At 40.0% G+C, this 25,372-nt stretch carries 18 protein-coding genes; 8 read left to right on the top strand and 10 right to left on the bottom strand.

What is annotated here, in order from left to right:
• Positions 1 to 23 precede the first annotated feature (23 nt).
• From EMK97_RS07725 to EMK97_RS07745, 5 genes are all read right to left on the bottom strand, one after another.
• Complete coding sequence (locus tag EMK97_RS07725; RefSeq protein WP_130600950.1) at positions 24 to 1,538, bottom strand: YiiX/YebB-like N1pC/P60 family cysteine hydrolase; 1,515 nt, start codon at positions 1,536 to 1,538, stop codon at positions 24 to 26.
• Between the two features lie 10 nt (positions 1,539 to 1,548).
• Entirely contained in the window at positions 1,549 to 3,132 is a 1,584-nt protein-coding gene (locus EMK97_RS07730) for a phospholipase D family protein (RefSeq protein WP_130600952.1), read from the bottom strand.
• 70 nt (positions 3,133 to 3,202) lie between these two features.
• Positions 3,203 to 4,237 (bottom strand): DUF2955 domain-containing protein, encoded by a 1,035-nt coding sequence (locus tag EMK97_RS07735; protein WP_246028907.1) that lies wholly within the window; start codon positions 4,235 to 4,237, stop codon positions 3,203 to 3,205.
• Positions 4,238 to 4,253: 16 nt separating this feature from the next.
• Entirely contained in the window at positions 4,254 to 5,372 is a 1,119-nt protein-coding gene (locus tag EMK97_RS07740) for an HlyD family secretion protein (protein WP_130600954.1), read from the bottom strand.
• 86 nt (positions 5,373 to 5,458) lie between these two features.
• The gene (locus EMK97_RS07745) at positions 5,459 to 6,994 is read right to left on the bottom strand and encodes a sensor domain-containing diguanylate cyclase (RefSeq protein WP_130600956.1); all 1,536 of its coding nucleotides are present in this window, start codon (positions 6,992 to 6,994) and stop codon (positions 5,459 to 5,461) included.
• A gap of 243 nt (positions 6,995 to 7,237) precedes the next feature.
• Between EMK97_RS07745 and EMK97_RS07750 the strand changes: the two genes are divergently transcribed.
• On the top strand, positions 7,238 to 9,403 hold the full coding sequence (locus tag EMK97_RS07750) for a cation:dicarboxylate symporter family transporter (protein ID WP_130600958.1): 2,166 nt from the start codon (positions 7,238 to 7,240) through the stop codon (positions 9,401 to 9,403).
• A gap of 87 nt (positions 9,404 to 9,490) precedes the next feature.
• Here EMK97_RS07750 and ggt read toward each other — a convergent pair whose 3' ends face one another.
• Positions 9,491 to 11,272, bottom strand: coding sequence for a gamma-glutamyltransferase (gene ggt / locus EMK97_RS07755; protein WP_130600960.1), 1,782 nt, complete (start codon positions 11,270 to 11,272; stop codon positions 9,491 to 9,493).
• Between the two features lie 6 nt (positions 11,273 to 11,278).
• Positions 11,279 to 12,124, bottom strand: coding sequence for an N-formylglutamate amidohydrolase (locus EMK97_RS07760; protein WP_130600962.1), 846 nt, complete (start codon positions 12,122 to 12,124; stop codon positions 11,279 to 11,281).
• A 170-nt stretch (positions 12,125 to 12,294) separates the two neighbouring features.
• Between EMK97_RS07760 and EMK97_RS07765 the strand changes: the two genes are divergently transcribed.
• From EMK97_RS07765 to EMK97_RS07780, 4 genes are all read left to right on the top strand, one after another.
• Positions 12,295 to 12,960, top strand: a complete 666-nt coding sequence (locus EMK97_RS07765) for a potassium channel family protein (RefSeq protein WP_130604420.1) — start codon at positions 12,295 to 12,297, stop codon at positions 12,958 to 12,960.
• A 92-nt stretch (positions 12,961 to 13,052) separates the two neighbouring features.
• Positions 13,053 to 14,138: an AI-2E family transporter gene (locus tag EMK97_RS07770; protein ID WP_130600964.1), complete on the top strand. Its 1,086-nt coding sequence runs from the start codon at positions 13,053 to 13,055 to the stop codon at positions 14,136 to 14,138.
• A gap of 63 nt (positions 14,139 to 14,201) precedes the next feature.
• Positions 14,202 to 15,443, top strand: coding sequence for an alpha/beta hydrolase (locus EMK97_RS07775; protein ID WP_130600966.1), 1,242 nt, complete (start codon positions 14,202 to 14,204; stop codon positions 15,441 to 15,443).
• 95 nt (positions 15,444 to 15,538) lie between these two features.
• A complete protein-coding gene (locus EMK97_RS07780) occupies positions 15,539 to 16,234 on the top strand; it encodes a substrate-binding periplasmic protein (protein ID WP_170176735.1) in 696 nt (231 codons plus the stop codon).
• 3 nt (positions 16,235 to 16,237) lie between these two features.
• Here EMK97_RS07780 and EMK97_RS07785 read toward each other — a convergent pair whose 3' ends face one another.
• Positions 16,238 to 17,287 carry a T6SS phospholipase effector Tle1-like catalytic domain-containing protein gene (locus EMK97_RS07785; RefSeq protein WP_130600970.1) on the bottom strand — a complete coding sequence of 350 codons (1,050 nt, stop codon included), beginning with the start codon at positions 17,285 to 17,287 and terminating at the stop codon, positions 16,238 to 16,240.
• A gap of 171 nt (positions 17,288 to 17,458) precedes the next feature.
• On the opposite strand from EMK97_RS07785, the gene EMK97_RS07790 reads away from it, so the two are divergent.
• Complete coding sequence (locus EMK97_RS07790; protein ID WP_130604421.1) at positions 17,459 to 18,184, top strand: YebC/PmpR family DNA-binding transcriptional regulator; 726 nt, start codon at positions 17,459 to 17,461, stop codon at positions 18,182 to 18,184.
• 63 nt (positions 18,185 to 18,247) lie between these two features.
• On the opposite strand, the gene EMK97_RS07795 is transcribed toward EMK97_RS07790, so the two are convergent.
• Together EMK97_RS07795 and EMK97_RS07800 are read right to left on the bottom strand one after the other, a co-directional pair.
• Positions 18,248 to 19,396, bottom strand: coding sequence for a metallophosphoesterase (locus EMK97_RS07795; RefSeq protein WP_130600972.1), 1,149 nt, complete (start codon positions 19,394 to 19,396; stop codon positions 18,248 to 18,250).
• A gap of 229 nt (positions 19,397 to 19,625) precedes the next feature.
• The gene (locus tag EMK97_RS07800; RefSeq protein WP_130604422.1) at positions 19,626 to 22,658 is read right to left on the bottom strand and encodes a TonB-dependent receptor domain-containing protein; all 3,033 of its coding nucleotides are present in this window, start codon (positions 22,656 to 22,658) and stop codon (positions 19,626 to 19,628) included.
• A 316-nt stretch (positions 22,659 to 22,974) separates the two neighbouring features.
• Here EMK97_RS07800 and EMK97_RS19355 point away from each other — a divergent pair, with 316 nt between their 5' ends.
• Together EMK97_RS19355 and EMK97_RS07805 are read left to right on the top strand one after the other, a co-directional pair.
• Positions 22,975 to 23,106: a hypothetical protein gene (locus EMK97_RS19355; RefSeq protein WP_281274965.1), complete on the top strand. Its 132-nt coding sequence runs from the start codon at positions 22,975 to 22,977 to the stop codon at positions 23,104 to 23,106.
• A 2-nt stretch (positions 23,107 to 23,108) separates the two neighbouring features.
• Positions 23,109 to 25,265 (top strand): winged helix-turn-helix domain-containing protein, encoded by a 2,157-nt coding sequence (locus EMK97_RS07805; protein ID WP_130600974.1) that lies wholly within the window; start codon positions 23,109 to 23,111, stop codon positions 25,263 to 25,265.
• Positions 25,266 to 25,372: the final 107 nt, after the last annotated feature.

The following is a 25,372-nucleotide window of genomic DNA, read 5'->3' on the forward strand; positions in this document are numbered from 1 at the left end:
TCAGTTCATCATTTAATCAAATTTTACTCTACTTCTGCTTGCATAAGCTTCTGCATTAAGTTCAATGAATGCGCCTGTTGCAACTTACCCTGATGATAAAAAAGTTTTAACGATAAAGGGCCATCATCTAATGTTTTCGTGGCGATATTATCAGGGCTAATAGTATAGCGACCTAAGGTTGATTCTGTCGGCCAATCAATATCTTGATAGGCTAAATAGACAAGCTGCGAGCAAACAATTTTATCTGTGGTTTCAACATCAAAATTAAAGTCATAGGCTTTACCAATTTGTCGTAAGGTCAACAAAATCACAGAGCGCTTTTGCGCTAATGTTAACGGTATTTTCGGGCGGATAATAGCAAGATCATCCACATTAAGAAAATCAGATAAATGGCTCAGCTGTGTACCTGTACGTAATGACTCAGCCAGTAATTGTCCTTGCTGAATTTCTTGATAGTATTTTTGCACTAATGGGTTTTGCCACAAACCTATAGCTCGTAATTCTTGCTCTGTACCTATCCAAATCGCAGCATGGCCCCAATGCCCTGGTATCATACTATCAGTTAAACGAAAGGGCGTTTTTTCCAATAAAATATCGCCTAACTGCAAGTGTTGCCTAACATAATGCTCAACGGCTTTATCTTGATAAAGTAAGCCCTTTCTTTCTTCGTAATTACCAACCGCGTTACTAAAGCCTTCACTTAAGCTATTAACGGTGGCTCGGCCAATTTCCTTGAGCGTATCACGGGTTACTCTACGGCGAATTTTTCGTCGATAATTAGCAATATCAATAAAGTCCATTTGCAGTAGCACAGGGTAACTTTTCGAGGTGTCAACCATGTGTAGCAAATACGCCAAGTTATCATCTAGCTTTGCCAGCTGAGTTATTTTCTCTTTGTTATCATGGTAGGCGTGAACTAAATCACTGACATAAGCAAGCATATCAGTATCAACATACATACTAGTTAAGCTTTCAAGCAAATATTCATCGCGGCTATAACCACTGTCAGCATGGTTAAGGAAACGTCGTAAGCGATCATTTTCACTGATCACCGCAAACACAGTACCGTATTCATCATAAAGCGATACTAAGGTAGCCAGCGCTATCATAGAACCTTTTAGCTTGATGCGATTATCAACGTTGGCTGTTTGCTCACTATACCAACAACCATGCTTTGCCGCCGTTGCTAATATAGGTTTCATTAACTCAATTTCCAGGGCAATGGCTTGGCTTAGTTGGTTAATCAATTTAGGTGAAAATGGCTTATCTTGATTCGCTAAGGCGTTTAATTGCTTAAGGTTTACTGCGACCTTCTCACGAAAAACTAAACTACGCTCAACCTGTTGCTGCAGCTGGTAAATATCAAGATTCATTTTACTTTGCGCATCTTGATAGGATAAGTCTTGATACTGCCGACACACTTTTTGCGGCAACTTTCCCTGAAAAAAGTTTACCGCATTAAAGCTTGCGCCAGTTGAGCAGCCAGTAAGCAAAACAATTGCCGTAAGTAAAATAAAATTTCGAAGAAAAATAGACATATCAGCCAAGCTATAATTGCGACTCTATGGGTAACAGAGAGTAAAGGTATAAATTAAAGCGACGCCACCAACTTGTTTCCGGCTGTACGCTATGCTTAATCACCTGACCATCATGACTCGCTTCAAGCCAAACTACATCATCATCAATCAAAGCCAATTGATAAGCGGCTTGTTCAACACTTTTGTCAAAAAGCTCTGCTGCTATATAGCTCGCCATATCAGGAGTTTCACAAACAAGCCCCAGCTCAGTATTAATTAAGGCAGATCTAGGATCAAAGTTAAACGAGCCTATATACACCTCTTTGCGATCAAAAATATAAGTTTTGGCGTGCAAAGCACTTTTTGCCTCAGCACTACGTTTTAATGAACGGCTCGCTTTTGACTTTGCCTTAGGCTTTAGCTCATATAGCTCAACGCCACCTTTTAGCAAATTATATCTATGCCTAGCATAACCAGACTGGGCTAGAATGCCATCTGTTGATGCCAGCGAATTAGTGATCACCCGCACTTTAATCCCTTTTTTTACCAAATCCGTCAGATGCTTTGTACCTTCATCTCCTGGAATAAAATAAGGTGAAATTAACTCTAATGTCTGCGCAATTTTTTCTGTATGTGGCCTAAGCATAGCGATCATATAGGTTGTTTCTAACTCAGACTTACCTAAGGTTTTTTCTGGGCTATCGTAAATTACGTGCGCTTTACCTTGAAAAATTAACGCTTCATCTTGACCAGAAAGACCATTAACAATGCGCTTATACATAGTGGTACTTCTCAAGTCTTGGGCGTAATCTGAGTCTTGTATCGACTCAACAAATCTAGCTAGTTCAGACTTAACCTGAGCAAGACGCGTTTTATGATGTTTATGCTCGTCAAAAACAAAACTTGGAATAGCTAATGGGCTATTAAAGTAAATATCAAACTGCTCATTAACATCAGTAACCACAGGGCCCACAGCAACAATATCTAAATCGGCATAATTACTTCGGCTATTGGCAGAAAAATAGTTCTCTTCAATATTACGACCGCCAACAACAGTGTACTGACTGTCTACCGTAAAGGATTTATTATGCATTCTGCGGTTAATTCGTGCCGTATCGGTTAGTGCAGCGGGTGCTTTATAGCCTGTTGAGGAAAATGGATTATATATGCGCACATCAATTAATGGGTGATGATCCATCGCGAACAAAATCGCTTTTGTTTCACTATCAAGGGTTAATTCATCTAACAATATCCGTACGCGCACACCACGCTCTGCTCGCTCAAGCATAGTGTCCATCATTAACTTGCCAATAATATCTGACTTAAAAATAAAATATTGAATATCAATAGAGCGCTCTGCCATATTCATAAGCACCATACGAGTTAAAAAGGCATCTGTGCCCTCACCAATAAGGAACATAGAGGAATGCTCAGGATTTTTTGACTGCATCTGTTTGGCTAACTGGCCAAGACGGGTTTGCGCAGTATCGGTAAAAGCATGGCTATCTTCACGTTCAAAATCAGTCGGCAGCATAGAACATGCACTTAACTGACAAACAAGCGCAATAACAAGCGCTTGCTTTAACCTAGTTGCTAACTTAATTAATTGTGCCATAACTTTCCTTAAGCTTATCTTTAGCTTGCCTTACAACTCACATTATCACTTTTTTGATATTTGCTTGAGCTCATGTCTTATACTCATGTCTTAAAAAGTACCGTTCAATCACCTTAAGAGCGCAAACAATGTAAACTATCGCGGTGGTGATTAATAAAATTCGCTGAGCTAAAATGGCATTAAAATTAGCATCTGCCGCCATACTTGAATTCACCACTACCAAAAGCGCGATAAAGCCTGAACTGTAATACTTTGCCATTGCTGAACCTGAAAAAATATTTCGGCCAAAAAACAGCGTGGTTGCCAACATTAATAACAGATAAAAGTGAAACTGAGGTACAGCGACAATAAGCCAGTAAAACAACCAAGCAAACACACCGCCTAGCACTGTTGATATTAAAGAGTTTTTGCCAGCCTCTTTCCCTTGAGTTAAGTCAGGCTTTAAAATAAATAGCGCAGAGAAAATCATCACCAATAAATAATCTGACAGACCATAAGTGATAAAAACTGCTGTTATAGGATAAACCACTAAAGTACTTTTTAACGCCAGCTTAGCAGCCACATCAACATAAGCTTTATTGTACTTAGGTTTTACTGGAAACTGAGTAAATTCAGGGTCTGGAAAAACAAAATGCGCAAGCCAAATCATAGCAATAGTTAACCAGCTAGAGTAAACAAAACCAGCAGAAAAACTTACCGCTAAGCCTTCATGGCTATTGGCTATCATAGGCAACACTAAAATAGCGATCATTGCCATCAAGGTAAACCAAAAAGAGCCGCCACGATTAAGATAGTAATACAAGTGGAACAATACCAAAGCCAACATAACCAAGTAGGCTAGAGGGAATTGTAAAAAAAATAATGAAAATACCAAACCGATAGCAAAAGCAAATAAGGTCGACATCATATTCTGCAAACTTGCGCGTAATGATGGTTTAGGCAGAGGCATAGCCAAAATCAAGGCGGTAAAAACCGGCAGCAAAAATGCCAGAGGCCAATTGATACCATAAGCTAAACCACAAGCAAAGGTTACCCCAAAGGCAAAACGTAATACTCGCATAGTATTAACATCGGCGTAGAGTTTACTGATAAATAGAGAGTTCATTTAATGCTTTAACAATTTAGTAAATATATGAAAGCACACTCAGTACTCTTATCCACAATTTGCCCATGCTATTAACAAACCAGTTATCGCCAGTATAAATTTGCACATCAGCTTGGCCACCAAGACGGCGAAGGCCACGTGTTGAATCATCATCAAAGGTGATCATTACAGGAAAGCGCTGCGCATCTCTTAACCAGCCAGTTTTTGACTCAACTGAAGCAAGCCCTCCGACCGCACTAGTAGAGGCGGTATCAACTGCAAAACCAATACTACTGACTTTACCTTGGTAAATAGCGCCGGGGTTAACATCTAAGGCGATTTCAACCACATTGCCGACAGCAAGGTTCGCTAAATTATTTTCTCGAAGATTCACTTGAATCCAAGCATTATTGCCTTCAACAAACGTCATGGCGGCAACACCAGCATTGGCATAATAACCAGTATCTATTTGTAAGTTAGTAATACCACCATCAGCCGGGGCAACAATAACGGTGCGGCTTAAATCAAGTTGTGCTTTTTTAAGCTTGGCAATGGCAGAACGAATACGCGGGTTTTCATTACCTTCTTTACCAAGCGCTTGTTTTGCCTTATCTAAATTAGCTTGGGCGCTCACTACTTGTGCTTTACTTGCTTTAATGGCAGCACGGGCTTTATCACCGTCAGAATGTGAAAGCACATTCTTCTTTTCCATTTCAAACACACGGGCACTTTGTGCTTTTACATGTTCAACATTGGTTTCTGCAACTACTAACTGTGCTTGTGCAGTAACCACAGCTGCCATGCCAGCACCTATTTCTTGGCCTGCAAGCTCCAGTGCTGCTTCGGCATTTTCAACCGCAAGCTTGTAATCACTTTGATCAATATGAAATAAAACATCGCCAGCTTTAACGATTTGATCTTGTTCTACGAATACTTCAGTAACACGACCTGATACTTGCGGAACAATAGGAATTACATAGGTTTGTAACCTGGCTTGATCAGACCAAGGAGCGTGCCTATCAGCAATAACGTACCAAATAAAAAGAAAAGCAGTTAAAAACAGAATGTATTTGGTAATTTTGCGTACAGGATCATGACTAATCTCGGCGCTACCCTCTGCACTTTTACCCTCTGTGCTTTGTGATTGTTCTGACATGTTTGTTTACTTTCCTTGGTGAAATTACTGATTTAACAAGCATTATCTATAAGGCCTATAAACGAGTCAACGTAAATTCAGTCAGCTCAGTAATGCTTAATGGTCAGTCGATTACGCCCCTGCTCTTTAGAGCTATACAAGGCTTCATCTGCTAAAGCTATCACTCCCTCTTGCTGTAACTTACTCGCATCAACCTTATTACCATCCACAAAACAAGCGCCAAGACTTAAGGTGACATATTGTGCGGTTGGCGAGTCTGGGTGCTCAATGGCCTGCTCATGCATACTTGCTAACATATCATTCATTTGTTGCTCAGCAAACGCTATTGAGACATCACTAAAAAGCATAATGAACTCTTCACCACCATAACGAGCACAAATATCAGCATTACGCTTAAAAAAGCCAGTAAGAATTTGCGCTACTTTCACTAAAGCTTCATCGCCAGCTAGATGACCTAAGCTATCGTTATAGCGCTTAAAGTGATCAACATCAGCCATGATCAAGCAAAAGCCAATGTTATGGCGTTTTAATAAATTGACTTGCCGAGTAAAGTGTTGATTAAAGGCTCTACGATTAGCAATTTGTGTCAGTGGATCAAGGTATATTTGCTCGTTCAGCTTACTGGCTTGCTGTTTAACTGTTGTCGTTAAGTGATTAAAACTTTCAGCAAAGTGATTTAACTCAGCAATTTTATTGTCTTCATTTAACTTTTCTAACTTTAGGTTTTCACTCATTGCTTTTATTTGTAGAGCTAAAGCGCGAATAGGGGTAACAAAGCGCTTAATTGCCCATACTCGCCATGCAAGTAGTGATAACATCAAAATGCCAACATAAATAAAACCGCGTTCATCAAACCAAGGAGAAACAACACTGGTGGTATGGGTTACCGTTAATATAGCGATAGGTTTATCAAAATAATCATCAATCACTAATTGATTGACAGGGTTTTGCCGGCCAATAACCGGAATATCTGTCCAATGTTTAAGCTTATCGGGGTTAACACTTTTGCTTATCGCGTTAAGCGATAACTGCGCATAACCATCTTTAGCAAAATCATCTAAAAAGTTTTGCTCTAAAATACGAACCACCATAATGTAGCCGTTATTTTCACCCTCTTTCAGCGTACTTATAATCTGGGCGCTACTAAAGAATGCTGGCCCATAAAGGGTTTGGATCATGCCTGAAGTTGGCATAAATTTCTGCCCATTGGAACGCGGCAAAAATAAACGCTTATGCTCAGGAAAGCGATCAAAATCATCAAGTTCAAATTGAAGCGGCTGCTGAGTTAAGTGATTAAAGCCTTTTTTAACTACTGTGTTTAATGCTGCGTCGATAAAAAAAACGCCATCAATATCTAACGCTAAGAAAAGCTCATCTGGCACCGCTTGTTCAGGGAAATTTTGCTGTACCAATTTATAGTTAATATCTTCTAAATGCGTTAAATATCGCTGGGCATCATGGCGAATATCTTCTAAATCTCTTTTAATTAATAAGCTTAGCGTTTCCTCAACTAGCGGCTGTTCAATAAACACACGATAAGCGACCTTGGTCAAGACAAAAATAGCTATAACAATAATAAAGGCGCGCAGTTGTAATTGACTTATTGACGGTGCTGTATTCATAGGTAAATACTCACATTTGTCCCAGCGGCTGTTGATCCTTGTGGATATTAAGAGCAAGCAAAAAAATTTACTCACCAGAGATCTATTCAAGAATATTCTTTTATAAATTAACTAAATATCACGCTACTCAATCAAGAAATCAAGTGATAAAGTATAGTGTATTGACTTATAGTCAGCCAACTAACAAAGAACTTAGAGAAAACAGCACAGTAAAGTAGTGCTAAGTATATACACGGAGGCATGATGCCAGTTGTAAAATTTTATAAAAAGTTGAGCCCTTTTCAACGCGTGATCATCGCCCTTTTACTTGGTATTGCCACCGGTATATTTGTCGGAGAGCCAGCAGGTGAGCTAGAAGTAATAGGTAATGTCTATATTCGCTTACTGCAAATGACAGTACTCCCTTATGTACTGGTTTCCATTATTGGTGGCTTAGGGCGACTAGATAGTGACATGGCGGCAAGCATAGGTGTTCGGGCTGTCAAAGTCATTTTAATTATGTGGCTGTCAGTGATGTGTACCTTATTACTATTGCCTTTGGCTTACCCTAACTGGCAAACAGGCGGCTTCTTTAGTACCAGTATGGTGGCCGAGCCCGCAGCTTTTAACTTTATTAAGCTTTATATACCGTCAAATATTTTTGCCTCATTATCAGAAACCATAGTGCCCGCGGTTGTACTTTTTTCATTGTTAATGGGTATAGCGCTGATCAATGTAAAAAATAAAGAAACCCTACTGACACTGACCACCAATGTTGGTGATAGCTTAATGAAGGTTGCCTCATATGTTGCCAAACTGGCACCTTTAGGTATTTTTGCTATTTCAGCATCTGCTGCTGGTACCCTTGAGGTAGAAGAGCTAGGCCGTTTACAAATATTTTTATGGGTTTATATCATCGCAGCAGCCTTATTAACCTTTGTTTTCTTACCTTTACTTATTCATTGGGCAACGCCACTTTCATACAAGGAAGTACTATCTACCGCAGGTGAAGCGGTAATTACCGCAATAGCAACGGGTACCGTGTTAGTGGTATTACCTATGATCATTGATCGCTGTAAAGAACTGCTTGCCAAGCATAAAATGGAGTGCGAAGAAACTAACTCAACCGTTGATGTACTCGTGCCTACCGCCTACAGTTTCCCAAGCACAGGGACTTTACTTGGTTTAGGCTTTGTCTTGTTTTCTGCTTGGTATGTTGGCTCTCCTTTAGGATTAGACGACTACATCTCCTTTGTGGTTATGGGCGCGCTAACGGCTTTTGGTAGCATGGCTGTCGCTATCCCATTTTTATTAGACTTTTTTGATTTACCCGCAGACCAATTCCAATTGTATCTTTTAGGTAGTGTTGTTACCGCGCGCTTTGCTACAGGCCTTGCCGCCTTACATGGCTTTGTTGTGACCTTACTAGTAGCATCAGCGGTACTTAAAAAACTGCGCTGGCACAGATTAATGCAGGCTATTGCCGTGCATTTAGGTGTTACCTTTGGCGTTATGATAGCCGCTGGTTTACTACTGACTGCAATGATCCCCTATAAGTACGAGGGCGTACAAACCTTTGAATCATTAAAACCTATGGCTGAGCAAGTTGCTCATGAAAGCTACACAGAACTCACGCCACTTAGCCAAGCTGAGCTGCAACAAGATAGATTAGATATTATTCTCGCACGCGGTAGTATTCGCGTCGGTTATTTTAATGCCAGCTTACCTTATGCGTTTAGTAATAAAGACAATCAAATTGTTGGCTTTGATGTTGAAATTATTAATGAATTCGCCCGAGACCTTGGTGTTAAAATGGCGCTTATCCGCATTAAAGACAAAAAACAAGAGGCTGAGCTTCTCGCAAATGGTAGCGTTGATATAACCATAGGCGGCAAAATAATTACGCCACTTAGGGCATTAAAAGTCGCTTTCTCTGACTCTTACACTTATCACACTGCGGGCTTACTTATCAGTGACTCTAAACGTGATGACTTTGCTGATGTTTATGATATTAAAGAGATGAAAAAGCTTAACTTAGGTATTGGTAACAGCAAATACTATAGTGAAGCGGTAAAAGAATATTTCCCTAATGCCACGCTAACCCCAGTAACGAGTGTCAGAAACTTCCTTAAAGGCAAATATGAAGGGGTTGATGCCTTAATCTTCTCCACAGAAGCAGGCTCAGCTTGGGCAATGCTCTACCCTAACTATTCAGCCGTAATACCAAAAGGAATGAAATTAAGAGCGCCTGTTGGTTTTACCTTACCGAAAGGACAGCTAGAATATGTTGCCTTTATTAACACTTGGCTGAAACTAAAAGAAGAAAATGGCTTCCAGAAAAAAGTTTATGATTACTGGATTTTAGGGGAAAACCCTAAAGCGAAAAAGCCACGCTGGTCGGTAATGAAAGATGTCTTAGGCTGGATTTAACCCTAAGTAAAACAAAGCAAAGTAAAGAAAAGCAAAAGCCATCGTCTCGATGGCTTTTTTATTGGTAGTGACCCGTCCCAAATAAGGTTATGGCAAAGCAACCGCTTTTGCGTTTGGTCTTCTAGGATCTGCTGCACCATAAAAAACGCCATCTTTAAACATAATAGATTGCAAGCTACCTAAGCTTCGCGTTAACTCAATTTGATAACCTTTTTTAGATAAAATATCTAAAGTATCTGGCGATATCCCCTGCTCAACATACAAGATATCTGGCTGCCATTGATGATGAGTTCTCGGCGCGTTAGTTGCTTCACTCACATTCATATCATAATGCAAAATATTAACTAACTGCTGAAAAACACTGGTAATAATTTTACTACCACCTGGCGTCCCCGTTGCTAAAAAAGGTTTACCAGCTTTAAAGACAATAGTCGGAGTCATCGAACTTAGCGGCTGCTTTTTACCTGCCACCGCATTAGCTTGCCCACCAACTAAACCATAACTATTAGCAACCCCTATCTTGGCAGTAAAGTCATCCATAGTATTATTTATTAACATACCCGTGCCAGGAATAGTAATACTGCTACCATAGTAATGATTGAGTGTGTAAGTATTACTAACAACATTGCCTTGACTATCCATGACCGAAAAGTGGGTAGTATCAGGGCTTTCATACGCTTGAGGTTCACCGTGGGCAATATCTTTTGAACGAGTTAGCGCATCAAGTGATATATCAGCTACTAGCTCTTTAGCATATTCCTTTGATAGCAAGCCTGATAATGGCATTTGTACAAAGTCAGGATCCCCTAAAAACTTACTTCTATCAGCGTATGCTCGTTTACTAATTTCAGTTTGTAAGTGCAATAAGTTTGCACTACCTTGAGCAACGTCATCCATAGGTAATTGCTCAAGCATGTTCATCATTTGAATAAGGTGAACGCCACCTGAACTCGGTGGTGGCATAGTGACAATCTCATAATCTTGATAGGTACCGCGCATCAAAGGCTCTTCTTCCACTTTGTAAGCAGCCAAGTCTTCCATAGTGATCAAACCATTACCCGATTGCATATGAGCAACAATTTTCTTGGCGATATCACCTTGATAAAAACTTGCTTTACCATGCTGAGCTATATGCGACAAAGTTCTAGCCAAGTCAGACTGAACTAAGATTTCTCCTACCTGAGGTAGTTGGCAATTTTTAGCCAAAAACACTCGGCAAGTCTCTGCATTTGCTTGTAAATTTGGCAATTCTTTTTTCATGATCCTTATCATGTCATCATTAACCAGAATGCCTTGTTGCGCTAGCTTAATTGCAGGCACTAGCACTTGCGCCAAACTCATAGTGCCATAGTGTTTTAGCGCATAATCAAAGCCTGCTACCGTACCTGGTACGCCAGAAGCAGCTAAGGTTTGCAATGACTTGTGATGATCAACTTTCCCTGTGTCATCAAGGAATAAATCCCGATGTGCCGCCTTGGGCGCCATTTCACGATAATTAATCGCCAAGGTTTTATTCTCTTTGGCTAAATGCACCAACATAAAACCGCCACCGGCTAAATTACCTGCTCGCGGCAAGGTTACTGCTAAAGCAAACCCGACAGCAACAGCAGCATCAACCGCATTGCCCCCTTGGCGTAAAATTTCCGCGCCAACATCACTCGCTAAGGCGCTTTGACTCACCACCATACCATTGCGTCCAATCACGGGATGATGGATATCGTAATAACTCATGGTGTCAGATAAAGCAGGCTTGCGCTTAAGCTCAGTCATAGGCTGCGACGCTTTATCTGTAGCGCAACCAACAAGCAATGTTGATAATGGTACGGCACAGGCTAACGCTAAAGCCAAGTTATTTAATTTAAAAGCCATAATGATTTAAGCCTGATGATATTGCTTTAAATACCACTGGGTATGCTTGGCAACACTATCATTGTACGCACGCTGTAGTGATGGTAAAACCTGTTCATTGGCTTGACCTGTTAATTCATCCATAAACACTTTTTTCGCTTCCGTGGCAAGCACTAAGACATCGTCATATTTACTGTGGCAAAAAGCGGCTAAATAACCTTTACCATAGAAAATATCATTCTCAGCAGCAGTTACCTCAACACCATCAACTTGCATGGCTTTTAAATCAGCAAGCCAGGCATCAATCACAGGTCGCCACTTATCACTTTTAACTGAACTAGTACCTAAATTAAGCACAGGTAAGTCTTTTCTTTCATGGCGCTGATAATTATACGAGTGATTGTCATAGACAATGCATTGACCAAAATCTTCAATCAGGGCTTCAACCACTGCGGCAACAATACGATAGAATTGACTATGCTTAGCTTTACTCTTAGTAATGCTGTCACTATCAAGTGGCTTTTTCCAAATCTTTTTACCCCACGCCGTTTCATACACGCATTCATCAGTATTGCGATTAAGATCATACTCATAGCGAGAGTCATGAGCCGTTAAAGTAATTGCTTGCTCAGCAACAAAGCTGGCTGTGTATGGGTCTTCTTCATAATAGCGCTCAGCTTGAGACAACAAACAATTATCAGCTAATTCGCTACGTAAATTACCACCATCATGAATTGCTGCCGACATCGCCGGAAGGTATTTGTCTATCTTTAAGGTAAGCGCACCACCTTCAAGGCTGGCAGTAAACACTTCCCTATTACGAATTTTGCTAATTATCTCTTCTTCTGTCATAAAAACGCTGCTGGTTGTCATAGCGATATCCCTGTGATCATAATTTTATTTACTTTAACCCTATATCTACTTGTTAGCCATGCTAAATTTAGTTAAATTTGTAGATAATAATAACTATTTTGTAACATGTTTCGACTCTCCTACGACGAAAATGTTATAGCAATAAAACAGAGACGTTACCTTTGAAGAAAATGGATGAGCGCGACAATTTTGTCTACCTAACCTTCGCGTTAATATTATTGCTGTTAAGCACCGCCGCCGCACAACAGTTTTTCGACCAATCAATGCAACGATTAGTGCAATCAACTACTGTAATGACCTTGCTCGTTGCCGTTTGGGGCGTTAAGTCAAAAAACTTTATTTTGCGCAAAGCGTTTATTTTTCCTGTCGCTATTTTATTAGTGGCGCTATTTAGTAACTGGTTAGATGACGCCGGTTTTGATCAATTCTATTTACTTTTGCTCCTCAGCTTTTTTATTTCAACCGCAATAAAAACAGCTCGGCAGGTGTTATTTACTGGCGATATCGACGGTAATAAGATTCTAGGCGCCATATGTCTTTATCTATTAATGGGGCTTATTTGGGCAGTGCTATATACGCTTTTACAGCTGGAGTTTTCCGGCTCGTTCCCTGCCATGAGTAGCCACAGTAACTGGTTTACCTTATTTCCTGAATTTATCTATTTTTCCTTTGTCACCATTACCACGTTAGGCTTTGGTGATATTTCGCCAACGTTACCGGTAGCCAGGTTTTTGGTTTACCTTGAGGCTATTGTTGGACAATTTTATTTGGCGATTTTAGTTGCAAGCTTAGTTGGCTCACGCATGTCGTCACTATCAAGCCACAAAACTAAATAGTAGCCGCCAATGATTAAGACAAAGTAACGGCATAAACACCACAAATTACAATAAGTAAAACGCAATAAATTAACACGGAGCTAACTCAAGTTATGAGCGAATCAACACAGACAACCAGTAGTCAAATATTTAATCAGCGGGTTATTGATATCGCTATAAAATTAGGTGCTATTGCCATCATTTTAGCTTGGTGTTTTGAAATTTTACGCCCCTTTATTTTAATCATTGTTTGGGCTGCCATACTGGCGGTGGCGTTAAAACCTTTACACAATAAATTAACTAAATTACTCCGTGGTAGCAGCAAAGCAGCTTCTACCTTAATTGCACTCATCGGCATCGCCATATTAGCTATTCCTGCCGCTCATCTTACCTCTTCAGCCATAGACTCTGCTCAGCATTTCTACTCAGGTATGGAACAAGGCACAATAAAAATTCCTGTACCTAATGAAAGTGTTAAAGAGTGGCCCATTATAGGTGAAAAAAGCTATTCTTTTTGGCAAGCGGCCTATCAAGACATTCAAAAAGTCGCCAGCCAATACGCAAGCCAAATCAAAAATCTTTCAGGCGCTTTACTTTCTGCAGCGGCAGGCTTAGGGGTAGGCATATTACAATTTATTGTTTCGTTAATTATTGCTGTCGTGTTTATGGCGAAATCACAAGCCTGCCATACAGGCACACAACGCTTTATGACAAGGTTAATGGGCGCTAATGGCGTTCGCACCATTAGCACTACTGTAGCAACCATACGCAGTGTTGCCACGGGTGTTTTAGGTGTTGCGGTTATTCAATCATTATTATCGGGCGTTGGTTTATTGATTGCCGATATACCCGCTGCGGGTATTTGGGCCATTGCCGTACTGATACTGGCAATCGCACAACTACCGCCTATTATCATACTTGGCCCCATCGCCGCTTATTATTTTTCTGTCGCAGATACCACACCTGCTGTTGTTTTCTTGGTGTTTAGTATTATTGTCAGCAGTAGCGATGCCTTCCTTAAACCGCTATTTTTAGGACGTGGTATGGATATTCCTATGCTAGTGATTCTACTAGGCGCTATTGGCGGCATGCTGTTATCAGGAATTATTGGCCTATTTGTCGGTGCTGTTGTTTTAGCCTTAGGTTATCAATTAATGATGGATTGGTTAGCGCAAACTGACAACAGCCAATCAGAATAATTATCAGCCTAGCAGGATTTAACTGTGCTGCTAGCTAAGCTTTAATTACAAAGGAAAGTTTTCATGCGCTTGATTTTTAAAACGTTAACAACAACAGTAGTTGCAGGATTAATGCTGACAACCTCTGGCTGTGCGCTTAAAACCATCAGCGAACAATCAGAAAAGCTTAATGAGATTGCCGAAATTACCGGACAAGTTCACTCTGTTGAAGCGACAGAAGCCAACATTATTGTTGCAGCATTAACTAAAACTGAGACCCGCGCTGAAATTATCAGCCAAGTGCAAGCGGATAGCCAAGGTAACTATAAGCTCAACTTACTGCCAGGGAATTACTTAATCGGTGCCTATATCGACAAAAATGATAATAACAGGCGAGAGCCTAATGAAAGTGCCAGTATGTACAAAGCTGGTACGAAAAACTTTACTGAAATCACCTTAAATAAAGCAGAGCATAAAGTATTACCTAACATCACTATCTTGCAAGATGAAAATGTCGGCAATAAGCGTAAAATTCATTACAGTGCCAAGCAAAGTAGCGACAATATCGGTAAGATTGTCAGCCTAAACGACAGTATTTTCGCCAAAGAAAATGTCACTATGGGCTTATGGCGTCCTATCGACTTTTTGCGAGAAGTTGGCGGCGGACTATTCTTTTTGCAAGCTTATGATGCGAAAAAAACCCCGGTATTATTTGTTCATGGTATATCAGGTAGTCCAGCTGAATTTAGCGACATTATTGCCAAGCTTGATCAAGATAAGTTCCAACCTTGGGTACTTTATTACCCAAGCGGTGTACCGTTAGAGATAGTAAGTAACTATTTACTCACTTCATTAAAACACTTACAAGAAGAATATCAATTTAATCAGATGCAACTGATTAGTCATAGCATGGGCGGCTTAGTGACAAGAACATTTTTAAGAGAGCATCAACAAAGCCAAACTAACTTTGATATCTCTTTATATGTCACCATTAATAGCCCATTATTAGGTATGGATAGCGCACTAAAAGGTGTTGAGAATTCCCCAATAGTTATTGCTTCTTGGCGCGATTTAGCCACAGGCAGTGATTACATAAAAGCCGCACATCAATGGCAATTACCCAAATCTATCCCTTATCACTTATTTTTTTCTTACTTACCGGGAGAAGAAGGTGACGGCGTGGTACCACTAAAAAGCCAGTTATCTTTATCTTTGCAAGAAGAAGCGTTACGTATTTACGGCTCACAAGCACAACATGCGAATATCTTAAAAGATAAAACCTTTATAGAGCGCCTTAATAAGGTTATTTTAAATCCTAATAGTTAAGCTACTGTATACAATGAACTTTATTGATGAAATTTTTACTGATTAGTTGCCTTATCTTTTTATCAAACTCATACGTAAGTGCCTGCGAATTTACTATGGGTTATAGAACAAGTGAGCGCTTACCTTTCATCAACAAAGCACCCGATAATCAAGGCTTATATCATGGTCTTTTTCAGCTCGCGGCTAATAGCATAGGTTGTAAACTTAAAACGGTCAGAGCCCCTAAAAAGCGTATATTAAAAATGTTAGCTCAGGGTGATGTCGACTTTTATCCCGGCCTAGGAAAAACCAAAGCACGTGAACAATACCTATATTTCTTTGAAAATGGTCTAACGAGCCATACAGTGGCTATTTCTCATCAAAGCGAGCCTGATATTGAAACCTTAGCGCAAATGCGTGGAAAAGTGTTGCTTATTGCCATAGGTGGTAACGATTTTGATGCTAACAAACACGGCATTTATTTAAGAAAGGCACATGATTTATCAGTACCTACAGCATTAACAACCATTAGTGACAGAAAAGCAGACTTTTTTCTCTATAACAAAGACTCTCTACTCTATTATTTACATAAGCACCCCGACAAATCGTTGAAAATACATCCCTGTTGCTTTAAGCCAAAAGCAATGCTACTAGGTTTTTCAAAAAAATCTAAACACCTCACCTTTACCAAGGCAAAAGGCGGATCGTTACAGCTGGCAAAAGACAGTAAAGCTTATCTATTTCAACAGGCATTACAAAAAATACAAACATCAGAAACGTTAAACGAGCTTAAAAATTATTACTTTCACTAAAAGCTAGTCAGTGTAAGAATCTAAGCCATAAACACCAAATAGTTGTGCTTGCACAGCACCACTATTAAGCAACAGACTATAATTTACGTTTCTTAATGCATAAGGCCTATATTCAGCAAGCTGAGTAAAGCGCTTTGCCACAGTCCAATGAACTAACGGCGCAAAGCTTGAGGGCTGCTCGTTAACATTCACCCTCACCTTTCTTGGCGCTAAGGTTTTTGCCAGTTTGTTAGTGCGATGTTTTTGGTGTAACACGCCATCAACCATAGCTTTAATATAAACATCATCAGGGCCAATAGCGGACTCTTGTTCAGCAATCACCAGGCGGGAATAATCGATAGTATCTTTTGTTAAAATAGCTAAATGCGGCTTTACTTGACTGAGCATAAAATTCAAGGTGATATCTGATAACCCATTGTGCCAATAACCGCCACCAATATCTGAATGACTGCCAGCAAACCACACTTCTAAAACTCGACTATCACGATTAAACAAGGTCGGTTGAAAAGCAATTCGTTTTTCATCTAGCGCCACTAGGTGTACAGCTTGCTCAATATGCCCAGCCAAAACATCATTTTCAAAAACAATATCGCTTACCGGCAAGGTATCAGCATCTAAATCCAATGTAGCGGCCGTTGCAGCCACGGTATCAAATACACCTAAAAATTTAACCGGATATTTAAGCTTAGCAGCAAAGATGCGAGCAATAGCGGCACCACGACTAAAGCCAAAGATATAAATTTCATCTCCGGCTTGATAGTTGCGCTGAAAGTCGCTATTTGCCTGCGACAAAATATCCTCTAAATCACCAAACGAAGGCGCAAACAGCGCATTAAAAAGATTAGTAAGCCAATTACCATGAGTACCAACACCGCTATAATAAAAACTGTGCTGCTTTAATCCTTGATTATTCTTAGCATTTAACGGCTTAAAGCTGCCACCCAATAACACATGAAGTTTGGCTATATTGGTAATGCTGCTATCACTGCAAAAATCTTTAACATCTTCAGGCTCATTGTAGGTGCCATCAAAACAAAAGATAAGTTTGTTCATTGTATCTTCCTGATAGTCGTTATCCCGATCAACTTTTCTCTGGCAGCATACACCTATTGCACAGCAAAAACCAAAATTCCCATGAATAATTTATCTACGCCCCTAGTCAGCTTATAGAGACGCTGGTAGAATCTAGCCACTATTTTTTTGAACACAGAAGAAGCATTTATCATGGGCAGAGCTTATCAAAACCGAAAATTATCCATGGCAAAAACAGCCGGCCAAAAAACCAAAGTGTACTCAAAATATGGTAAAGCCATATATGTTTGTGCCAAAAATGGCGGTACAGACCCAAATGGTAACCTTGCTTTGCGTGGTTTAATTGATAAAGCTAAAAAAGATCAAGTACCTACACACGTTATTGATAAAGCAATCGACAAAGCTAGCGGTGCGGGTGGCGAAGATTATAGCGAAGCACGTTACGAAGGCTTTGGCCCAGGTAACTGCATGGTAATTATTGACTGTTTAACTGACAACGGTAACCGTACTATTAAAGATGTTCGTCAATGTTTTACTAAAACAAACTCAAAAATTGGCTCATCTGGTACAGTTTCACACATGTTTAACCATGCTGCAGTATTTGCCTTTAAAGGTGAAGACGATGAAGCCGTATTAGAAACCTTAATGATGGCTGACATTGACGTAACTGATGTTGAGCTTGAAGGCGGTATTATCACAGTAACAGCGCCACACACTGAGTTTTATAAAATCAAAACTGAATTTGCTAACTCAATGCCAGAGTATGATCTAGAAGTAGAAGAAATTACTTGGGTACCGCAAACTTACACTGAAATCACTGACGAAGCAGATATTGCCAACTTTGAGAAGTTTCTTGCCATGTTAGAAGATTGCGATGATGTCCAAGAGGTATATCACAACGCTGAAGTGAAAAGCTAAGCTCTAAGGCTTTCATCTTTGATAAAAAAAGTCCGCTCTGCGGACTTTTTTGTGTTGTAAACACTATTTATAAAGCGGCAATACTTTCCCTGATAAACTACCGCGCCACATTTTTACGGGTTGCTTTGTAGCTTTACTGCCTGATACAAATAAAATCTCACCGTATTTTCCTTTTTTAATACTGGAGTCAATGGCAATAACTCGGCCTTGATAGCGGGTTTCAATTTGCTTTTGCGAGGTATGACCAACAATTAAGTGGTCAACATCAAAATGCCTTAACAGCAAATCGATTTCATCTGAGCTAGCACCATCATCTTTAAAGTAACCACGATACCAAATAGGACCATTGCTTTTATGTAAATATTCTGCCCATCCCGTTCGAGGCTCATCAAGCTCAGCCTTTACTAAGCTATTTTTAAATACCCGATTAATATCGTGGATAGTTCTATCTTCTTCTGCAAGGCTAGGATGAAAGCCACCATGGGCAAATAGCATATTATTCACTTTAACTAAAACAGGTTTACTTCTAAGCCAATTACCTAAAATGCTCTCTTTGGAGAATAACTGTTCAAACGGTTTAGCAAGCTTGTCTGCAGCTACTAAATATTTAGGATGCAAATAACGTAAATCACCATTAAGCACCATCACTTCATGATTACCTAAGGTTAGATGAACTTTACCACCGGCCTTTTTTGCCTGCTTTTCTAGATCATATAAAAACCACAATATTTCAGTGACCTTGTCACCGCGATCAAAAATATCACCGGTAATAACAAAATGGCCATTGCTAAAGGCCCATTGCTTATTTTCATCGATAATATGGTTATTCATCAGCAGCTTCATCATCAAGTCGTATTGACCGTGAAAGTCACTTAATGCGGCAACATCAAAGTCCCCTTGAAAAGTTAATACTTTATCTTCAACACTCGATAAACCGTGTATCTTGGCGGCTAAGTTACAGCGAGAAATACTCAACGGAAAAACATCCGCGTTAACATTCTCTTCAATCACTTTACCTTGGCAAAGCCAATAAGAAGATAATTGCTTACCTTGAGCAAAGACATAGGGACCATCTGTTACGGTTTCTAATAGCTCTGCTTTTGCTTTTTTCTTTTCTTTATCTTCATCAGTTAAAAAAGCAAAAGCTAAGTTACTAACCAAGATAGAGATTAGCGCGACTACCTTGATAATCAGGGATTTTTTTAAAAGCATAATTGTGCCTAACAATACCAATACAGCTTAATGTATAAATACAAGCTTGATAATAAAACCGTTATTTAGCTGAAATAACGTCGAAAATACTTCACATCCTTGTGAAGTTACCTAAAAAAGTTATCCAAGCCAATGGTAAAAGCTTGGTAACGCCTTAAGTGAGCACCTCATCCATAAGGCGATTGCCCCCAGTCGAAGGGCTAAACATGAACTAGGGTGTTCCTTAAGGTTAGAACTTTAATTCAGCGCCTAAGTAAACAAAGCGACCTGTACCGGCATCATATTCACTACCATAATTGCCTCGACCGCCGTAATAGAATTGACCTTTATCATCAAAAATATTATTGACACCGCCAAACACTCGCACAGAGCTGTCATCACTCATATCAATATCATAAGAGATAGATAAATTATGCTTAAAGTAGGCATCATATTTTTGGAAAGCCAATGCTTCTGGATCTGCAACACAAGCGGCATCGCCTGCTGCACACAGTTCAGCATTATTTTCCATATCTTCCTGCCAACTAATTTGCCCTGAGTAACTACGTAACGCAGAACTCTTATAGCTGGTACTCCAACGCACACGTAAGTCATCTAAATACCAAGCAAGTGAAGCTGCCGCTTTATCGTCAAATACCCCAACATAGCCAACATAGTCTTCAACTACTGCCCCATCATTACCGGTAACTGTCTTTGAGTGCTCTAACATATGAGTCCAATCCATTTTGAACTTCAAGCTGCCTAGACTATTTAGATCATATGAATAGGCTAAGGCTATATCGACACCACGAGTACCTAACTCATCGATATTATAGCTTCGTTGCATAACCTCTTGAATTTGTCCGTCATTATCACGAGAAATAGCATCACAAAACTCATTTGGCTGACCTAATGGGATGCTTGAGTCATAACATTGAGCAATGATCTGCTCATTACCATACTCAGAAATAGCATCAGTTATAGAGATATCATAATAATCAACCGCAACACTTAAGCCATCAACAAAACGAGGTTCATAGGTGAAACCAAAGGTTACTGTAGTACCTGTTTCTTCATATAGCTCTGGGTTACCAGCATTAGGTGAATAACCACTATTGTCATCTTCAAACTCACCATCAGTGGCAATAACGGCAGCAATACGAGGATCTAAACGACAGTTGTCATGCCCAGCTCCCGTTGAGGTTGCCGTTACGCCATCACAAATATCATCAAAGCTATCAAAGTCACCTGCCGCCGGCTCATATAATTCATTCACACTTGGTGCACGTTGGGCGATTGCATAGTTACCACGTAAATTTAAGCCTTCACCAACAGACCATAAGAAGCCAAGTTTATAGCTAGACACTAAGCCAACATTCTTGACATCATAATCTGATAAACGCACTGAGCCCTCTAGTGATAGGTACTCAGCCCCAGGTAAGTCACGTAATAATGGCAATGACGCTTCAGCAAACACTTCTGCAACGCTAACACTACCTTTAAAGGCAGGAATTAAATTCCAAGTAATACCACCATAAGTAAGGGCATCATCAGTGACCGCTTCTTGAGTATCTTTGCGATACTCAAAACCAAATACCGTTGCCACTGGGCCTGCTGGCATCTCAAATAAATCGCCAGTGATGTAACCCATAATATTACTTTGCTCATTATAGGTATTTAAGGTTGGATTAACACGAATGTAATCCGCCATTTCAGGTGTAATTGAACCAACACCGAATAAATTTAGAGGAACACAGCCATCAGCACGCGCTTGCGCATCATTACATTGAATAGAGCCATCAGCCGCATAGCCAGCATCTAGAGCATTTCTCGCCTTGAAGACATCAATTTCATTGTAACGATACTGTAATTGATGAAACTTACCGTAACCTGCTGAAATATCCCAATCCCAAGCACCATCAAACATTGTCCCTTGTAAACCGGCCCAGGCTCGTACGGTTTCACGCTCATTATCGGTTGAAATATTACCGACTTCATAAAAACGTCTATCCCAGTAAATACGATCTTTATACTGACCTGCAGTTTCTCGAATGTTATCTGGTACATACGGGTTATCAATTGGAATGTAACCTAATACCACCACACCTGGCTCACCAGTTTCTCTGTCGGTATAAGTGGCATTTTCACCTTCATAGGAGTCTTCTGGTGACTTATCATTTACCGTGTAATTACCGCTCCACTGAACTTGTGAATAAAACATCACATCATCAGTAATATCAAAATCAACTTTTAATGCCGCTGACATACGCTCGCTAGGCACTCTTAATTGCACCCATTGACGACTATTAACACCGTCTCTTTCTTCATTCCAATCAGTACGTTGACCATTTTCATCATACCAATAGGTGGTATCAAATTTACTGGACTCTAAAAAGACACCACCAGCAATACCATCACTGCGATTTCGCCAATCGCTCATAGGAGTTTGCTGTAATAATTGATAACCATCTTCCGTTAGAATTTCATTGCGCATGGTGTCAGAGTTATAGCGAAATGACGCCTCCTGCGCGGCACGCGCTCGGTCAGTATATTTAAGGCCATAATCTTTATCGTAGTTAGCACTAAAATAAAAATAGCCACGATCGTCTGCAAAAGAGTCACCATAACTGCCATCAAAGGTGAATTCTTTACCGCCGCCATCAGTGGTTTCACCACCGCGCACTTTAAACTCAAAACCTTCTTTATCACTTTGGGTAATAATGTTTACCACCCCTGAAACCGCATCAGCACCATAAGTGGCAGAGGCACCACCGGTAATAATTTCAACTTTCTCCACCATTCCTGAAGGAATAGTACTCATACTGACATAATTACCACTTTTAGAGTTTGACACCACACGACGACCATCAATTAATGTCAAAGTACGGTTAGCACCTAAGTTACGTAACTCAACGGTCGTGATACCGGTATTAGAAACGCTAGACTGGCTGGTAGCGTTACTCGTGCCATAAGAAAGCGCAGGCATATTATCAACTAATATCTGGCCTATTTCACCGATACCAGTATCACCAATGGCTTCTTTATCCATAGTTACCAGCGGAGTTGCCACCGTAAAGCTATCACGACGAAGGCGCGAGCCTGTCACCGTAATCTTTTCATCTGCTTTCTTATTGACCACCTCTTCTTGCTGGCTATTTGCCACTGCAGGCTTGGCAATATCACTTTCTTGTGCACCATAACTTGGCATAACCGCTAACATGCCACTGGTAACGGCACTATATATCGCAGTTTGAATGGCGATGGTGATAGGCTTTTTATTCATCATGCATCTCTCTTCGTAGTGTTTCTTAACTAGGGCGAGCCCTAAAGTAAATTTATTATCGTTATATTTTTTAGTCTGCTTTTACGCATTGTTTTACTTATTGCATGTATAACTTTAGACAGATCAAGCAAAGGTAAAAGCAGCTAAAAGTTACAAGTTTTTACTTGTCTCTCCACTTTTAAGAAACAAAGCCAGTCAATACAATCTACGGCAGGTCATTTGTACCTCTATTTAACCTCTATTTAATGACTATTTAAAATTAACAAATACAAAACAATCGCTTACGAATATTTAGTGAAAAGAGCAGTTTTCAACGATGATGACAAAAAATCAGCAAACACCAGCAATATTCGCTAAAAAATTTACCGCCAGCGGTAAATTTTTGCTAGCATGGATTCATCCTAAATACGGCAGCGCTGCCCTGACTTTGAGAATAAAATCAACTTAACAATGATGCAGGACAATTCCTTTAAAATTGGTCAGTACCTAATCACACCAGCAGAATTTACGATCCAGTTAGAAAATCGTGAAAAGCAATCTTTGCAGCCAAAGTTTATTGAAGTATTGTGCTATCTGGCCAAGCATCATCCTCGTGTCATTCCACGGGAAGAGTTAATTGAGCAAGTCTGGGGAGAAAACAGCTTTGTTGGCGATAAAAGCTTAACCAATGCTATTTGGCACTTGCGTAAGAACTTAGCGCAAGCAGGAGAGCCTAACGAAGTTATAGAAACGATTCGAAAGGCGGGCTATCGCTTATTAATCGAACCTCAGTGGCTAACAAGCCCCTCACTTGAAGCTAGCCACAATAACGAGCCAAACGAAGCACTAAGTGCACGTCAAAACAACAAGCTCAACAAAATACACTATTGGCGAAGCATAGCCGCCATAGCTTTAGTAGCGATATGTTTTTTCATCTTAGATAGTCTATTTCACAACCCTCAGCCCACTCATTTAGTCAATGTACAAGCAACAAGCCAAGTGACTAAGCATCCAGGGAGTGAACTATTTCCTGCGCCATCACCTGATGGCCGCTTTATCGTTTATAGCCAAATATCAAGTAATAAGCCGGTTGATCTTTATATGAAAGATATCACTCAGCCAGCATTGCCGCCAAAACAATTAACCTTTGATAACGCCCTGCAAGGTCATAGTGTATGGAGCAATGACGGTCGTTATTTGTATTTCTCACGCAAAGATAAAGACAACAATATCTGCCAGTATATGCAACTAGATGTACACAACCATCAGGAACAAGTTATTGCTAACTGCCCTATGCGCGGTGGCTATTATTATTTAGATATTTCCCCTGATGATAATACCCTAGCGGTTTACAATGACGATGACAGCGCAGATGATACTGGCATCTATTTTATCGATTTAAGCAAACAAAACTTCCCGATGACGCGCTTTTCTTGTGCAAATAATTGTGCAGCAAAAGATAGAGATATGGCGTTTTCACCTGATGGCAAATACATTGCTATATCAAGACGGGTAAATCGCTTTAATGAGAATATTCACCTAGTTAACTTAGCAACTAAAACAAGTGAGCAGTTAACCTTTGGCGAAGAAGATATTGCTGGCCTTGCTTGGCACCCTAATGGTAAGAAAATAATCTATGCGGCACAGCGCGCATATATACATAACGGCTTTGTCTTCGATTTAGCCAGCAAAACCAGCCAAAGCCTAAATATTACCGGCTTTAGTTATCCAAGCTTTGCCAAACAGTCTAACCAGCTCTTTTATCAAGTCAGACACGATAATGACTACATTGCCAGTTTGGCTATTAATGCAGATATTGCCAGCACTCCTTTCCCTGTAATGCAGTCTAACTTTAGCCATGGCTCAGCAGACTATAGTGATAAAGCAGGGCGTATTGCTTATGTTTCCAATGAGTCAGGTCATTTTGAATTATGGTCTGCCAATAGCAATGGTACAGAGAGAGTACAGCTCACGCAATTACGACAAAATGTTCGCTACCCCAAATGGTCTCATGATGGTAAAAAAATTGCTTTTTTAGCGCCGGTTGAAGGGCAAAAAGGTGATGCCATCTACGTGTATTCCACCTTAAATCAAAAAATCACCGTATTAAAAACGCCCTATATAAAACACAATAGGCCAAGTTGGAGTTTCGATGACACTAAAGTGCTTTCTGCCATTTATACGGGACAATACACAGATATTCACAGTATTGATATTCACAGCAACCAGCTAGAGCGCCTTACTTTTGATGGCGGCCGCTATGGCATCATGGCATCAGCGAACAGCTTACTTTACACTAAGTTGAAAAAAGGGCTATGGCAAAAAGATATCAGCGCTAACAGTGAAGCTCAGCGCATCATAGACAAACAGTATTTCTCGACTATTTATGCTTGGACAATTGACCAAGAGACAGTTTATTTTCACAAAGCAAAGAAAAACTATGATCAATTAAATGCTTTTAATTTAGCAAGTAACGCTATGCGCCCCATAGTACGCTTACCGCTAAATTCCTTCTCTCAGCATGAAATGCTTAGCTTTAACCCGCAAACACAAGAGCTATTTTTTACTGGCTCTAACTACCCGCAAGCCAATATAAAAATGCTACAGAACGCAGCAATCTTTAATTAGCACTGCTCACAACTTTAATATTCATTTATAAGGTTATTTAACGAAACTTATAGGTAAAAATAATAAAGTTTCAAACACGTTAATTTATTGTTACAAATTTCAATCAA

The sequence above is a fragment of the Litorilituus sediminis genome, assembly GCF_004295665.1.
Taxonomy (GTDB): domain Bacteria; phylum Pseudomonadota; class Gammaproteobacteria; order Enterobacterales; family Alteromonadaceae; genus Colwellia; species Colwellia sediminis.